Genomic DNA, 14,262 nt, shown 5'->3' with positions numbered 1-14,262 from the left:
GTTTTGACCTCTAACCTCTGACTTTTTTGGGACTATGTCGTTTGTTTTGCTTGTTCACCGCGAACTTTCTTTCCAATTGATGCGATAACGTGCGATGGAATTGGAAAGTTAATGCCCGCAGGGTCAGATTCAACTGCTTGCACAATCATTTGTCGCGACTTTGGAGGGATGTCGTAATCAGCAAAATCACTAGGCAAGCCACATTCTTGTTGTAAATTTCGAATGTTCTCAACAACTGCAGCGAGCATGTCTTCGCGTGATTGGTTGTTAACTCCTAAACCTAACGCTTCTGAAAGTAGAGCAATTCTTGGCAAGTATAACTCAGGTAATGATTCTATCACATGTGGCAAGAAAACAGCATTTGCCAACCCGTGGGGAATCCGGAACAATGCACCATATGCATGTGCTAAGTTATGAACTGGGATTGCACTTAGTGAGAAGCTAAAAGCAGTAATGCCCATCGTACTCGCTTGCAACATTTCCATGCGGGCATTTAAGTTGTCACCATTTTTGACAGCTTCAGGTAATGCTTTCGGAATCATGCGAATCGTTTGTAGTGCATATGCATCAGTAAACGGTGTAGCTTTTGGCGAAAATAACGCTTCAATGGCATGAGTTAATGCATCAAAGCCTGTAAACGCTGTAATAAACGGTGGTAGCCCAACCGTTAAATCTGGATCAAGAACGGCCATATTTGAAGCAATAAACGGATGAATAATATTCGTTTTTAATTTCGCTTCTTCATTATAAATAACTGCAATCGGAGATACTTCAGAACCTGTTCCAGCTGTTGTCGGTACTGTAATATGTGGAATTGGGATCATTTGCGCTTCTGGCCATCGAAAGTAGTTAATTCCGCCTGGCATCATATCTTTAATATCTGTCACCCCATAATGAAGTGAGAATTTAACCCCTTTTACCGCATCAATAACACTACCCCCTCCAAGAGCAAGTAGGCCATCAGCTGCCATTTCTCTAGCATATTGGGTGGCTCTGTTCACTGAGTCACTGCTAGCATCTTGATCAATATCTGTAAAAATTCCAACTAGCTCTGGACCAATTCCGTGTGGGGTTTGTTTAAAAATTTCTGCGACTCTTTCAATGACTCCTGCTTGTTCTAATCCTTTGTCACTAAAAAGAACGACGCGCTTTGAACCTAGTCCACGAAAAAGGTCTGGAATCATTGCTCTCGTTTGTGCACCGCTATGTATTGCGGTTGTTGCCGCAAAGTTGGAGTACGTTGTTGACATTATATTCACCTCGACACAATTTTTTTTGGATAACAAGCATATTAATTTGTTCTCTTGCTTTTGACTTCTTTCTTAAAGAAATAACGCGTTAGCATTTTTCGTGTTCAGTACGTAATACGAACTGACAGTCGTATCGACTTTCGATTGAAAGGCTGTCATTTATCACATTTGTCTTTAAGTCAATCGTATAGTGAAATGTAGGTACAAACTTCATTGGAAAAATAAAATAAACTGTTAGTCGATTGTCTGTATAGATGATTTCATGCTGTGTAGGGATGATCGTTTCTGATTTTTTAAACAGTTGAGGAACTGGACCATCGCAGCAACCACTACCGATAAACATAACGAAATCATCTTCAATCTTAGCTTGAATAGCATCAAGAAAAGCCGTTGCCTTTTTACTTAGTGAAACGTTAAGTCGTTTCATCTTTATCCTTCTGGAAATAAGATGCCGAATGCACGACGTTTTTCAGGTTCATGTACCATTGAAGTATGAACGTGCTTTAATTGCGTATAGGCATCAAGTGAATATTTGCCCATTTCGCGACCAATTCCACTTTGTTTGTAACCGCCGAACGGTGCATCATTACGGAGCATATGCCAGTCATTGATCCAGACGACACCCGCTTTAATTTTTCGAGCAATCTCATAGGCTTTGTTGACATCACGCGTCCAAACACCGCTCGCTAGACCGTAAATCGTATCGTTTGCCATTTCGATCGCTTCATCAACCGTGTCATAACGAATGACGGAAAGTACTGGTCCGAAAATTTCTTCTTGTGCAATTTTCATGTCGTTTGTAACATCCGCAAAGATCGTCGGCTCAATGAAAAAACCATTTTCGCCACCTTTCACCTCGGCTTCTTTCCCACCGCAAACGAGACGCGCACCTTCGGCTTTACCAGTTTCAATGTAAGAAAGGATCGTATCTTTTTGAGCTTGTGATATCACTGGACCGACAGATGTGTTCATATCGAGTTGATGTCCGACTTTTAAAGTTTTAGTTAATGCAACGAGTCGATCGATTACGTCATCGTAAATTGAATTCGGAACGAACAATCTTGTTCCTGATTCACACAATTGACCAGCGTGTAAAAATACACCGAAAAGACTTCCTGGAATGGCAAGATCTAAATCAGCATCTTCTAAAATAATGTTTGGTGACTTGCCTCCGAGTTCAAGTGTTACATTTTTAACTGTGCTAGATGCTAACATCATGATGCGACGTCCAACTTCTGTTGAACCTGTAAAGCCTACTTTTTCAACTTTTGGGTGTGTCACGAGTGACTCTCCGACTTCACCGCCAGGACCAGGAACGACATTAATCACACCCGGTGGCACAACTTCGGAGATGATTTCTGCTAGCTTTAACGTTGACACGGGCGTGTTACTTGCAGGTTTAATGACGATCGTATTGCCAGTTGCAAGTGCAGGTGCAATTTTCCAAGTTGCGATAAGCATCGGCATGTTCCACGGCGTAATTGCAGCACAGACTCCGAGCGGCTCACGCCATACGAAGTTATGCGCTGGTCCGGGAAACATTGGCTCTGGCAGTGTTTCTGAAAACGGATATTCCTTCACAAATTTCGCCATTTGTTGGAATAGATCAACCATCATTAAAATGTCATTTCCGCCAACGCGACGGAGTGTGCCACCAGAAGTTAACGCTTCTAGTAGAACGAGTTCTTGACCGTGTTTTGCGATGTTATTCCCTATTGCAAATAAAATGTCAGCACGATCATTTGGCGACATTTCTCGCCATTCTGCATTTTCAAATGCAGCATGTGCAGCTTCGACGGCTTTATCGACATCTTCTTTCGAACCTTTCGCTACCTTTGCAACGACTGTACCGTTTGAAGGGTTAATGACATCAAATGTTTCACCGCTTGATGACGGAACCCATTCGCCGTTTATAAAAAGATCGTATGTTTGTACACCAACTTGAGTAGACAACAGTATCCCTCCTAAAAATATTGTTAATGTTGTTCAAAAATTTTGAAGCCAGATAGAATTAATTGTTAGTTAGCTTGCATGATTACAGGACGTGGTCTAAAAGTAGTTGAATTTATGTGTTTATAGAAGTTAAAAAGCCGCAATGGTGTCTGGATCATTTTGCGGCTTTTATTATTGAAAATTAGTCAACAACACCGACTTCTTCTGCTTTTGTTTTATAAATTTCATCAACGTGTTTGCCTTTAGCTCTTTGAAGAACTGCCATTCTCGCTTTAAATTGAGTTTCTGCAAAACGCTTCGTTTCTTCCGGATCAGTGTCTAGTTCTTCTTCACCGACTCTTTCTAATGCTGCTTCTGTACCTTCGCTAACGACTTTGTTTGCAAGAACTGCCATTTCCATCATTTTCTGCATAATGTGGTCATACAGCTCAGGATTTTCAGAAATGATTCGTTGTAACAAGTACGTACCGTAACCGATATGGCGAGATTCATCACGCTTTAAATGGTTGATTCCTTCCATGAGTCCAGGCATTAGTCCAAGATCGTCGAGTGAACGATAGAATGAGTAGTAGCCTGTTTCCGCGAGAATTCCTTCTACGAACATGTTGTAGACGATCGCGGCTTCAGCAACAGCTTTTGGAGAACTGTCATGCTCCAAGCGACCCATCGTTTCAGGCAATAGTTCGTAAAATACGTATTTGTACGTTCCTGTATGATGGTGTGAAAGATCACCAGTTTCACCGATTGCATTTAATGCGAGTCTAAAAAACTCTGTATGTTTCGCTTCTTCCCAAAGAAATGTTGTTAAAAACATTTCTTCTTCCAGACGTCCTTCTTTTGCTATCACGTTAATGAGGGGGAGAAGATCAAGTGTAACCGCTTCTTCACCAGCTTGGAATTGAGAGATAAGGCGAAGAATACCTTCTTTTTGAGCGTCAGTCAATTTTGTTTCCCAGTCAATCTTATCCCGGCTAAAGTCAATGTCCTCTGGGTTCCAAATTCCTAATTTTTTCGCTTTCTGATAAAGACGGTAAGGAAGGGAGTCTGTGTTAATTCCTCTTTCAGATGTTGTAATAATCACACGTTCTTCTGACATACTAATATCCTCCTTATAATTGATTGAATTTTTAAAGAATAAACGGTATAATAAATTTATCATTTATAACCTTTAGAATTTTCTCACCAATGAAAGGGCTTACATTCATATTTATATGTTAATACAAGTTTTCCATCTGTTCTATACCTAAAAATGTAGGGATTCCTTCGGAGGGTTGAATATGTTGGACACAAATGTTGATCGTTTTATTCAAAAGTTATCAAAGTTAGAAAGGCAAGAGGATAAGATTATTACAGGTTTACAAGGTTTTTTTCGCTTTTTTCCTTTTTCAAGGTTATCACTTTTTTCGTATTCTCCGATTAATTTTATAGGTGAGGGACTGATTTTAATACATTCAGATGGAAATATTTTTTCAATGGAACATATTCGACAAGATATTCGTGATATTCCAATTGTTTATGAAGCGATACGAAATAAACGAGCAGAATACATTGTGATGAAAGATACGAAAGAGAACTTCCCAATTCAATATATTCAAGAGTATAAACTGACGTCTTTGGTCGTTGTACCGTTATGGTTTGGACCACTTGTATTAGGTTGTGTTTTAATCGATGGTTATAATGGAGTCGAGCCGATAAGCGAGTCAACAATTTACGCGATAGAGGAATATTTTCGTTTAGGAGTGAATGTGATCGCAGCAGAGTATTTTACGGAAGAAGGTGCACGGCTTAGCAAGCGTGAAGTGGAAGTGTTGGAACGACTTTCAGATGGATGGAGTACGAAGGAAATGGCAGATATTATGGGTATAAGTGAGTTTACGGCTCGTGATTATATTAGTTCTGCGATGAAAAAGTTGGGTGCAAGACATCGTGCCCAAGCGATAGCAGAAGCGATGAGAATGGGTTTAATTTCATAATATTTTTTTAGAAAAAAAGTGTGAAAGACAAGTGAAAAAGAGACACGGGATTCGGATCCTGTGTCTCTTTTGCAGTTATTCAGACAGCATTCGCAGACCGTTTAAAATGACTAGCAACGTGCTGCCTTCATGGCCGATGACACCGAGTGGAAGGTCGATCACTTGCATGAAGTTGGACGCGATCAGTACAAGAATAACTGTGATTGAGAAGAAGATGTTTTGTTTAATAATTCGATTCATCTTTTTCGAAATGATAATCGCTTCTGGTATCCTCAATAAGTTGTTTTTCGTTAGAACGACATCAGCGGTTTCGAGTGCAATGTCCGTGCCACCACCCATTGCAATACCAATGTTAGCAGTCGCGAGAGCAGGAGCATCATTAATTCCATCTCCAATCATTGCAACGTGATCGTACTTTTCTTTAAGTTTATTAATTTCGATTAACTTATCTTCAGGTAGTGTATTAGCAAGATAAAGATCAAGTCCTGCTTCCTTTGAAATCGCTTGTGCAGCACCTTCACCATCACCGGTTATCATAATCGTGTGAATACCTGCTTTTTTTAATTGGTTTATCGCTTCATTTGCTTCTTCTCGAATTGTGTCTTTAACGGTAATAAGTCCCGCAATTCCTTCTTTATCACCGACAAAAATAACTGATTTCCCTTCAGCTTCGAATTGATTTGCTTCGTTTTCTCCGAACGAATCTTCATTTGCAACAAAATTTCTTTTACCTAGTCGCCACTTTTTCCCATTGATAATTGCTTCGACTCCTTTACCGGCAAAGTCAGTAAATTGTGTAACAGGAAGCAATGGGATCTGTTTTGCTTTACTGTAACGAACAATCGCTAAAGCAAGTGGATGTGTCGACTGTTTTTCAATCGAAGCCGCTACTTGCAGTAAAAAGTCTTCATTTATATTTTCGCGAGTAAATACGTCCGTTACTTCGTGTTTTCCTTTTGTTAATGTACCTGTTTTGTCAAAGGCTATTGCTCGTAATGAGGCTAATGATTCGAAGTAATTTCCACCCTTTACTAAAATCCCTTTTTTAGCCGCTGTTGCAATGCTCGATAACGTAGCGGGCATAATTGACGCGACTAGTGCGCACGGTGAGGCTACAACGAGAAGTACCATTGCACGGTACCAAGTTTCTTGCCAGCTCCAACCAAATGCATAATGTGGAACGAATAACATAAAAAACACGACGATTAATACAATTTTGACGTATGTTCCTTCAAATCGTTCAATAAATTGTTGTGTCGGTGATTTTTCATTTTGTGCTTGTTGGACAAGTGTAATAATTCGTTGAAACAGTGTGTCTTGTTGTTCTTTCGTTACAGTAATCGTTAATGTTCCATTAATGTTCACGGTTCCTGCGAACACTTCATCACCATATTCCTTTGTGATTGGAACCGATTCGCCCGAAATGGCAGCTTCATCTACAGAAGAACGTCCTTTGGATACAGTTCCATCGGCAGGAATTCGTTCACCTGGCTTTACAAAAATGACGTCGTTCACTTTCAAGCTTGTAACAGGAACTACTTTTTCTCCTAAAGAAGTGAGTAACGTTGCTTCATGCGGCTGTAATTTCATTAGCGAAGAGAGTTCTTTTTCACTTTTGTTTTTAGAATAAGTTTCGAGCGCTCCACTAAGCGAAAAAATGAAAATTAAAATCGCACCTTCAGCCCAAAAACCGATGATGGCTGAGCCGATTGCGGCAAGAATCATTAAAATCTCAACGTTAAGTTTTTTATGAACAAACAGATCAGTGATACCTTCTTTCGCTTTCGCATAACCGCCTATAGTGAAAGCAGTAATAAAATAGAAGGTCTCATATTGTGAAAACAAAAAGCCTAAACCGATAAATAGACCGCTAACGAGCGCTGCAATCATTTCATAATGTTTTTTTAGAAATAAAGAAATAGGAACTCGTTGTATGTTTTGCTTCTTTTTTGCAACTTCCATTTTCATTTCACCCTCTCTAATTGAGAATAATTTTCATCTTCAATGCCTATAAAATAGGAATGCTGTCACCGATTAGTGACAGCCAAAACAAGTAAATAAATAAAATGGATCAATTATTTTATAATTAATATCATTTAACATTAATTTTATTTTATCATGCTTTCAAACAATTGCAAGTACTTTTTTACAAAAATAAAAAAGAGAGCAAAATTTGTGATCTCCATTATCCTTCGTTAAGTATTCGTTCAACACGTTTAAAAAGTGTTTTCATACTACTGCCTCCAGCTTGAAAGTGTCGGAGTTTTCCTTCACGGTCAAATAAATAATAAGCAGGAACATATTCGTTTTCGAATACATCTGTTAACTTCATTTCGTTATCGATAAATATGGGTTGACTTATGTCATGCTCTTCTGCTACTTGTATTATCTCATTGATATTTAAATCTTTTTCCGAGCGTGGAGTGTGTACGGAAATGACGTTTAATCTGTCTTTATAAACATCACGATATTTATTTATTTTTGGCATTGCTTCCTTGCAAAGATTACATCTCATTGACCAAAAATGAACTAGCGTTGGCTTTTCTCCAATTAAATCGTTTTTTGTCACTTTGCTGTTTAACCATTTTGTGGCACCGTTAAGTTCAGGTATTTCTGAACGTAGTTTCATAAGTGGAACACTCCCTTTATTCGCTATTTTTAGTTAGACTATGATTGCGAACAAAATAAATATACTTAATTCCATATAGAGTAGTATGTACAAACGAGAGTAACTCACTTCGAGAACCCCTCGGAATATTATATAAGTTTATTCGAAAGCGGTTTAGCTTTTTTTAAAATGCCTAATAAATTATGGAAGTTTGAAACGTGGTAAACTTAAGATAATTGAAAGGATGTGTCCGTTGTGAATTTTACGATGACAGAAACTGGTTTTACGACGTTGACAAAGTTTGGAGAGTTACATATTTCAAGTGAGACAGAAAACGGTTTTCGTCCTTTTCAGTTGATGCTGGCGTCACTTGCAGGATGTAGCGGTGAAGTGATGCGAACGATTTTACAGAAAAAGCGGATTTCATTTTCTTCAATTGATATTAATACGAGAATGGAACAAAGCCCACGTGGTCGGGTGACGAGCATTCATTTGCACTTTATCGTAACAGGCAATCAGTTGGATGAAAAAGTGATGGAAAATGTTCTTCGGCTCACGAAAAGAAATTGCCAAATGGTCCAATCTGTTCAAGCAGGAATTAAGATCACTGAATCGATAACGCTTAAAGAAGGGTAGAGCAGAATGGATAAAAATCTTGATTTTACCCAAGGTAGTATTTTGAAAAAAATGGTGATGTTTGCATTACCGATGTTTCTAACAAACATCTTGCAAACATCATTTCAATTTATTGACAGTCTATGGGTCGGAAACTTGCTCGGTACGACAGGGCTTGGAGCCGTATCGTTATCAGGTCCAATTATTTTTACTGTTCTTTCTTTCGTTATCGGATTAAATACGGCAACACTCACCGTCATTTCACAAGCACGGGGAGCAAAAGATGAACAGCGACTAAAAGAATCATTAAATGCTTTCGTTACTGTTAATCTTTTATTGTCGATCATATTCGGCCTCATTGGCTTCTTTTTTGCGGAGGCTATATTGCGTCTAATGTCAACGCCAGAAGTACTCATGCCGATGGCAAAATCATATTTACAAATTCATTTCTTAGGGATTTTATTTTTATTTGGCTATAACTTTATTGGAACGGTTTTACGAGCACTTGGTGATAGTCGCACTCCAGTGCGTTTCGTTTTTCTTGCGGTGATTTTAAATACAGTGTTCGATCCGTTATTTATTTATACATTTAACCTTGGTATTGAAGGCGCTGCTTACGCTACGCTCGTTTCTCAAGGTGCTGCATTTCTTTATGGAGTGATTCATTCGCTTAGAAATCGGAAAGTACCTTTTACAGTACCGTACATACCCGAATTTTATTATTTTAAAACGATTATGAAACTTGGTTTGCCAGGTGGACTGCAAATGATGACAATTTCTGGTGGAGTAGCAGCGATTATGGGGATTGTGGCGAGTTTTGGTGAAGATGTTGTTGCGGGTTTTGGAGCTTCTCAGCGAATCGATAGCTTGATCATGTTACCTGCTACGACACTTGGGGCCGCAGTAACGAGCATGGCAGGTCAAAATATTGGAGCGAACTTGTGGGACCGAGTCAATGAGATTGCGAAACGGAGTCTCGTTCTCATTTTAACTGTTTCGTTTTCGATTAGCTTACTCGTATTTTTATCGGCTGACGTTCTGATTCGTCTCTTCATTTCAGATGAGCAAACGATAGAATTCGGTTCCGCGTTTTTAAAGACAGTGGCGTTTTTCTATCCGTTTTTAGGGATTAATTTTGTGCTCAATGGGGTCGTGCGCGCAGCTGGAGCTATGTTTCAAATTTTAATGCTAAATCTAATTTCGTTTTGGGTGCTTCGTGTCCCATTGACTTACTTGTTTTCAAATTGGCTCGGTACGAGCGGAATTGCGTACGGAATCGGAATTAGTTTCGTCATTAGCAGTATGTTTGCAACAGGCTATTATAAATTTGGAAAATGGCGTGAAATTGCAATATTTGATGACAAATCTCCTTCAGCATAGATATGGATGGGGTATTCAATGTTTAGAATCGCTATATTTCCCCGGAAGCATGTATGTGTTAAAATGTGCGGCAAGAGGGAATATTATCCTTTAGAGTGAGGTGGGTCATTTTGGCAACGATAGATGATTTTTTAAAACTCGATTTGCGTGTCGGTACGGTAACTCACGCTGAACCTTTTCCTGAAGCGCGAAAGCCTGCGATTAAATTAACAATTGATTTTGGTCCTCTTGGAATCAAACAGTCTAGTGCACAAATTACTAAGCGATACGAGCCGGAAACTATAATTGGGAGACAAGTCGTTGCGGTCGTCAATTTTCCGCCACGGCGCATTGCCGGTTTTAAATCAGAGGTGCTCGTGCTTGGCGGTGTTCCTGGAGAAGATGATGTCGTATTGCTTTCCTTGGATGAAAAAGTTCCGAATGGGACCAAAATTGCTTAAGTAATTTTGGGAGGTGCATTTGACCTCCATCCCCCATGGATATTGAAGGAGGATAACATGAAAAAATCAGTATTGGAAGCACCATTTAATGAAAAAAGTTTTTCAATGCACCATTTATTTAAAAGTGATAGTGAGAAGGTGTTTGTAGTTAGCCTTAAGCCGAATCAAACGTTGCCAAGTCATAAACATCCGGAACACAATTTGTATGTACTCGGTTATGAAGGCGAAGCAGAGTTTGTTATTAACGGTGTAACGCATTCGTGTAAACAAGGTGATGTATTCTATCTAGAGCCAGACGATGAATTTGGAATTGAGAATAATAGTGATGGTAACTTTCGCGTATATTGTGTCATGAGTAAACGAAGTTAGTTCGAATGGCTTGCCTTTGGTGGCAGGCTTTTTTATTGGTGTAAACTGCGCGACAAAAACAAGTTTTTTTCCACTTAAGTAAGTCGTTTTCCATGACTCTGAGACCCAAGCAATGCCTGCGGATAGCGAAGGATTCTGTCGAAGCGGTTTCTCTAAATCAAATTACCGTATAGTTCATACAACTTTTCGTATCTGTAATTACACTTTTACATTTAAACCCAAAAGTGATATCATAATGATATAAAAATGATTTAACAAAAGGGGGACATCTGATGGTCGAAAAAAATGCTTGGAAACTAAATGGTTTTGTCGGTGTATTATTCATCGGGATTCTTTTAGCTTTAAGTGTTTATTTATTTTATAGTGGAAGTATTCCGCTAGCGATTATCCTTTTAATTGGTGCCGTGGCTTTGGGAAGTGGGATTACGATTATCCAACCGAATCAATCCGTTGTCGTTATATTTTTTGGTCGATATCTCGGTAGCATTGGTGAAAGCGGCTTGTTTTTAACGATTCCTTTTACAGTTAGAAAAACGGTATCATTACGTGTTCGCAACTTTGAAAGTAAAAAGATGAAAGTAAATGATGTAGAAGGAAATCCGATCGAAATTGCTGCAGTTACTGTATTTAAAGTTGTTGATTCAGCAAAGGCTGTTTTTGATGTCGATAATTATGAAACGTTTGTTAAGGTTCAAAGTGAAACAGCCATTCGCCACGTTGCAACGAAATATCCATATGATAATTTCGATGATGACAGTTTATCGCTAAGAGGGAATGCGGAAGAAATTTCGAATGAATTACAGGTTGAACTGCAAGAACGGTTGCGTGTTGCTGGAGTCGAAGTGATCGAAGCTCGGCTCACTCACCTCGCTTACTCTACGGAAATTGCAAGTGCGATGCTACAACGTCAACAAGCAGCTGCGATTATTTCTGCTCGCAAGAAGATTGTTGAAGGTGCTGTCGGTATGGCCCAAATGGCGATTCAACAGCTCGAACAGGATGATGTTATCGAACTTGATGAAGAACGAAGAGTGAACATGGTGAATAACTTAATGGTTGCTATTGTTTCGGACAAATCAACACAGCCTGTCATTAACACTGGAAGTTTATACTAATTGAAGAGGGGTCCTCATGGCTAAGAAAAAAAGCTTCCCTCTACGAATCGATCCGGAACTGTATGATGTTTTGCAAAGCTGGGCAAAAGATGAGTTTCGTAGTGTAAATGGGCATATTGAATTTTTGCTGCGCGAAGCAGCTAAAAAACATGGACGACTTCCCCGTAAAGACGACAAATGATAAATGACGGGCGCGGTCTCGTAACTTTCGTTGTTGCTAGCTAATAGTAACTTTATAAAAGATAATTCTTTTTCTAACAAGTGATGCTATCTTGCTGTGAAAAGGTAGCATCTTTTTTTTCAGAACAAATATCTCTTTACAAATAAATGGGAAACATTCAAAATTGTTTAGTGAAGGGGGAGGATGTAGTGGGTTTAAAATTGAATCATTTAACGAAAAAATACGGTGAATTAGCTGCCGTTGACAATTTGTCATTAGAGATACCGAATGGTCGGATGTTTGGTTTACTTGGGGGTAACGGAGCGGGGAAAACGACGACGTTTCGAATGGTACTTGGATTATTATCACCGACAGGCGGTACAATTACATGGAATGATGAACCGATTAATTATGATACGAGCCATCTCGTCGGCTATTTACCTGAAGAGCGTGGCTTATATCCGAAACTAAAAGTACGCGATCAACTTATTTATCTTGGCCGATTACGTGGAATGAATAAACAAGATATTATCGATAAAATGCACGTTTGGCTTGAGCGCTTCCGCGTCCCTGAATATGCTGACAAACGTGTTGAAGAGCTTTCAAAAGGAAACCAACAAAAAATTCAATTTATCGCAGCTGTCTTACACGAACCTGAATTGCTTATTCTTGATGAACCGTTCAGCGGACTCGATCCCGTTAATGTTGAATTGTTAAAAGATGCGGTTATTGAGTTAAATAAGCAAGGTGTAACGATCGTGTTTTCTAGTCACAGAATGGAACACGTTGAAGAGCTTTGTGATCAACTTTGCATTTTGCATGAGGGGAAGCCAGTTGTTCAAGGTGGTCTTCGTGAAATTAAGCGGTCATTCGGTAAAAAAAATGTCATCGTAAAAGCGAATTTCCCGCTTGATGATTTGAAAGAGTTGGCAGGTGTCGTTAAATATAAGCAAATGGTCGAGGGTGCAGAATTTCAAGTTGAAAGTGAAGCGATTGCTCAAAAGATTTTTGATCATTTAGCGAATCGTGGTTTTGTCTATAAGTTTGAACTTGAGGAACCGTCTTTGCATGATATTTTCATCGAAAAGGTCGGTGTTTCTTATGAGTAAATTTTGGACTGTTCTTTTCCATACGTATTTAAGTCGTTTAAAAACGAAATCATTTATCATTTCAACGATCGTTACACTTTTATTTGTGCTCGCCTTTTTAAATATTGATAAAATTTTTGCGTTATTTGAAGACAATGAAGTGAAGCAAGTTGCAGTGATTGATGAATCTGGACGCCTTTTTGAGCTTTTATTAGCACAAATCGAACAAAGTAGTGAGGAGATTGAGCTTCAAGCATTTGAAGGTGATGAACAAGCTGCGGAACAAGCTATTCAAGATGGGGATGTTGAAGGTGCACTGACACTGTCAATGAATGATAAAGGCTTACCCGAAGGCGTACTCAAAGCGAATACGGTTACAGAAGAAAGATGGATCGGTCCACTTGAACAAGCACTTCAACAAGTAAAAGTGATGCTTGCTACTCAACAACTCGATCTTTCACCTGAAGAAGTTTCGACTATTTATGAACCCGTTGCGTTTGAAAGAGTTGCCATTGAAGAAGGTGCAAAAACGGAAGAAGAAGTCGCTCAAGCGACGTTTATCGTCAACTTTTTAACGATTTTGATTTACATGGCAGTTCTCATCTACGGCATGATGATCGTTACCGATGTTGCGCAAGAAAAATCATCACGCGTTATGGAAATTTTGATTTCGAGTGTTTCTCCTGTTATTCAAATGTTTGGGAAAATAGTAGGGATTGCGTTATTAGGGATTACACAGATCGTGCTTATTTTTGTCGTCGGCTTTTTATCCATTCGTTCGAATGCGAATAATGAAGGCAGTATCGTTGATGCTCTACAGCTTGAGCAGTTGCCGATTTCAATTATACTTTATGCAATTGTCTTTTTCATTCTTGGATTTTTATTGTATGCAACGATGCTAGCGATGCTTGGATCCCTTGTCAGCCGCGTTGAGGATGCGAATCAAGTTGTAACACCAGTCGTCTTTCTCATAATCGCAGCATTTTTTATGGCGACGTTCGGAATGAATGCTCCAGATTCTACATTTATAACCGTGATGTCATACATCCCATTTTTCTCACCGATGCTGATGCTCATGCGAATTGGAATGCTGAATATTCCGATGTGGGAAATCGTACTTAGCCTGATTATTCTTATCGCATCGATCGGATTATTCGCTGTTATTGGAGCTCGTATCTACCGTGGTGGTGTACTCATGTATGGGAAATCATCGTTTAAAGATATTAAAAAAGCGCTCGCACTTTCGAAAAAATAATTACATCATTGGAGGGGGCAAAATCGGTTGTACACGAAAATTTTTGGAAATCATGA

15 protein-coding genes are annotated in these 14,262 nt (G+C 39.1%); 9 read left to right on the top strand and 6 right to left on the bottom strand.

Features of this window, described 5'->3' with window-relative positions; genetic code table 11:
- Nucleotides 1-32 precede the first annotated feature (32 nt).
- The 4 genes from ABU914_RS06865 to ABU914_RS06850 form a co-directional block, all read right to left on the bottom strand.
- Nucleotides 33-1,250, bottom strand: a complete 1,218-nt coding sequence (locus ABU914_RS06865; RefSeq protein WP_379668993.1) for an iron-containing alcohol dehydrogenase — start codon at nucleotides 1,248-1,250, stop codon at nucleotides 33-35.
- Nucleotides 1,251-1,338: 88 nt separating this feature from the next.
- Complete coding sequence (locus tag ABU914_RS06860) at nucleotides 1,339-1,677, bottom strand: DUF779 domain-containing protein (protein ID WP_379668992.1); 339 nt, start codon at nucleotides 1,675-1,677, stop codon at nucleotides 1,339-1,341.
- Nucleotides 1,678-1,679: 2 nt separating this feature from the next.
- The gene (locus ABU914_RS06855) at nucleotides 1,680-3,203 is read right to left on the bottom strand and encodes an aldehyde dehydrogenase family protein (protein ID WP_379668991.1); all 1,524 of its coding nucleotides are present in this window, start codon (nucleotides 3,201-3,203) and stop codon (nucleotides 1,680-1,682) included.
- 181 nt (nucleotides 3,204-3,384) lie between these two features.
- Nucleotides 3,385-4,362: a R2-like ligand-binding oxidase gene (locus tag ABU914_RS06850; protein ID WP_379668990.1), complete on the bottom strand. Its 978-nt coding sequence runs from the start codon at nucleotides 4,360-4,362 to the stop codon at nucleotides 3,385-3,387.
- A 118-nt stretch (nucleotides 4,363-4,480) separates the two neighbouring features.
- Between ABU914_RS06850 and ABU914_RS06845 the strand changes: the two genes are divergently transcribed.
- Nucleotides 4,481-5,176 (top strand): response regulator transcription factor, encoded by a 696-nt coding sequence (locus ABU914_RS06845; RefSeq protein WP_379668989.1) that lies wholly within the window; start codon nucleotides 4,481-4,483, stop codon nucleotides 5,174-5,176.
- A 75-nt stretch (nucleotides 5,177-5,251) separates the two neighbouring features.
- On the opposite strand, the gene ABU914_RS06840 is transcribed toward ABU914_RS06845, so the two are convergent.
- Nucleotides 5,252-7,144 carry a heavy metal translocating P-type ATPase gene (locus ABU914_RS06840; RefSeq protein ID WP_379668988.1) on the bottom strand — a complete coding sequence of 631 codons (1,893 nt, stop codon included), beginning with the start codon at nucleotides 7,142-7,144 and terminating at the stop codon, nucleotides 5,252-5,254.
- A 217-nt stretch (nucleotides 7,145-7,361) separates the two neighbouring features.
- A complete protein-coding gene (locus ABU914_RS06835; RefSeq protein ID WP_379668987.1) occupies nucleotides 7,362-7,805 on the bottom strand; it encodes a redoxin domain-containing protein in 444 nt (147 codons plus the stop codon).
- A 234-nt stretch (nucleotides 7,806-8,039) separates the two neighbouring features.
- Between ABU914_RS06835 and ABU914_RS06830 the strand changes: the two genes are divergently transcribed.
- The 8 genes from ABU914_RS06830 (at nucleotide 8,040) to ABU914_RS06795 (ending at nucleotide 14,206) form a co-directional block, all read left to right on the top strand.
- The gene (locus ABU914_RS06830) at nucleotides 8,040-8,420 is read left to right on the top strand and encodes an OsmC family protein (protein ID WP_379668986.1); all 381 of its coding nucleotides are present in this window, start codon (nucleotides 8,040-8,042) and stop codon (nucleotides 8,418-8,420) included.
- Nucleotides 8,421-8,426: 6 nt separating this feature from the next.
- Nucleotides 8,427-9,779 carry an MATE family efflux transporter gene (locus ABU914_RS06825; protein ID WP_379668985.1) on the top strand — a complete coding sequence of 451 codons (1,353 nt, stop codon included), beginning with the start codon at nucleotides 8,427-8,429 and terminating at the stop codon, nucleotides 9,777-9,779.
- 110 nt (nucleotides 9,780-9,889) lie between these two features.
- Nucleotides 9,890-10,219, top strand: coding sequence for a chaperone CsaA (gene csaA / locus ABU914_RS06820; RefSeq protein WP_379668984.1), 330 nt, complete (start codon nucleotides 9,890-9,892; stop codon nucleotides 10,217-10,219).
- 57 nt (nucleotides 10,220-10,276) lie between these two features.
- The gene (locus ABU914_RS06815; RefSeq protein ID WP_379668983.1) at nucleotides 10,277-10,588 is read left to right on the top strand and encodes a cupin domain-containing protein; all 312 of its coding nucleotides are present in this window, start codon (nucleotides 10,277-10,279) and stop codon (nucleotides 10,586-10,588) included.
- Nucleotides 10,589-10,860: 272 nt separating this feature from the next.
- Complete coding sequence (locus ABU914_RS06810) at nucleotides 10,861-11,703, top strand: SPFH domain-containing protein (protein WP_379668982.1); 843 nt, start codon at nucleotides 10,861-10,863, stop codon at nucleotides 11,701-11,703.
- A gap of 16 nt (nucleotides 11,704-11,719) precedes the next feature.
- Nucleotides 11,720-11,884: a type II toxin-antitoxin system antitoxin gene (locus ABU914_RS06805; RefSeq protein ID WP_379668981.1), complete on the top strand. Its 165-nt coding sequence runs from the start codon at nucleotides 11,720-11,722 to the stop codon at nucleotides 11,882-11,884.
- Between the two features lie 188 nt (nucleotides 11,885-12,072).
- Nucleotides 12,073-12,972: an ABC transporter ATP-binding protein gene (locus ABU914_RS06800; protein WP_379668980.1), complete on the top strand. Its 900-nt coding sequence runs from the start codon at nucleotides 12,073-12,075 to the stop codon at nucleotides 12,970-12,972.
- Nucleotides 12,965-14,206, top strand: coding sequence for an ABC transporter permease (locus ABU914_RS06795; RefSeq protein WP_379668979.1), 1,242 nt, complete (start codon nucleotides 12,965-12,967; stop codon nucleotides 14,204-14,206). Before ABU914_RS06800 ends, ABU914_RS06795 begins: the two co-directional genes overlap by 8 nt.
- Nucleotides 14,207-14,262: the final 56 nt, after the last annotated feature.

The organism is Pueribacillus sp. YX66 (assembly GCF_041725775.1).
GTDB lineage: Bacteria > Bacillota > Bacilli > Bacillales > UBA6769 > Pueribacillus.
The sequence above is the reverse complement of the archived record's forward strand: the minus strand, read 5'-3'. Positions and strand labels throughout refer to the sequence as shown.

What these genes read in the sequence shown, in the direction of transcription:
- ABU914_RS06865 (WP_379668993.1), bottom strand. Translation starts at nt 1,250, where the DNA reads ATGTCAACAACGTACTCCAACTTTGCGGCAACAACCGCAATACATAGC.
- ABU914_RS06860 (WP_379668992.1), bottom strand. Translation starts at nt 1,677, where the DNA reads ATGAAACGACTTAACGTTTCACTAAGTAAAAAGGCAACGGCTTTTCTT.
- ABU914_RS06850 (WP_379668990.1), bottom strand. Translation starts at nt 4,362, where the DNA reads ATGATAAATTTATTATACCGTTTATTCTTTAAAAATTCAATCAATTAT.
- ABU914_RS06845 (WP_379668989.1), top strand. Translation starts at nt 4,481, where the DNA reads ATGTTGGACACAAATGTTGATCGTTTTATTCAAAAGTTATCAAAGTTA.
- ABU914_RS06840 (WP_379668988.1), bottom strand. Translation starts at nt 7,144, where the DNA reads ATGAAAATGGAAGTTGCAAAAAAGAAGCAAAACATACAACGAGTTCCT.
- ABU914_RS06835 (WP_379668987.1), bottom strand. Translation starts at nt 7,805, where the DNA reads ATGAAACTACGTTCAGAAATACCTGAACTTAACGGTGCCACAAAATGG.
- ABU914_RS06825 (WP_379668985.1), top strand. Translation starts at nt 8,427, where the DNA reads ATGGATAAAAATCTTGATTTTACCCAAGGTAGTATTTTGAAAAAAATG.
- ABU914_RS06815 (WP_379668983.1), top strand. Translation starts at nt 10,277, where the DNA reads ATGAAAAAATCAGTATTGGAAGCACCATTTAATGAAAAAAGTTTTTCA.
- ABU914_RS06810 (WP_379668982.1), top strand. Translation starts at nt 10,861, where the DNA reads ATGGTCGAAAAAAATGCTTGGAAACTAAATGGTTTTGTCGGTGTATTA.
- ABU914_RS06805 (WP_379668981.1), top strand. Translation starts at nt 11,720, where the DNA reads ATGGCTAAGAAAAAAAGCTTCCCTCTACGAATCGATCCGGAACTGTAT.
- ABU914_RS06795 (WP_379668979.1), top strand. Translation starts at nt 12,965, where the DNA reads ATGAGTAAATTTTGGACTGTTCTTTTCCATACGTATTTAAGTCGTTTA.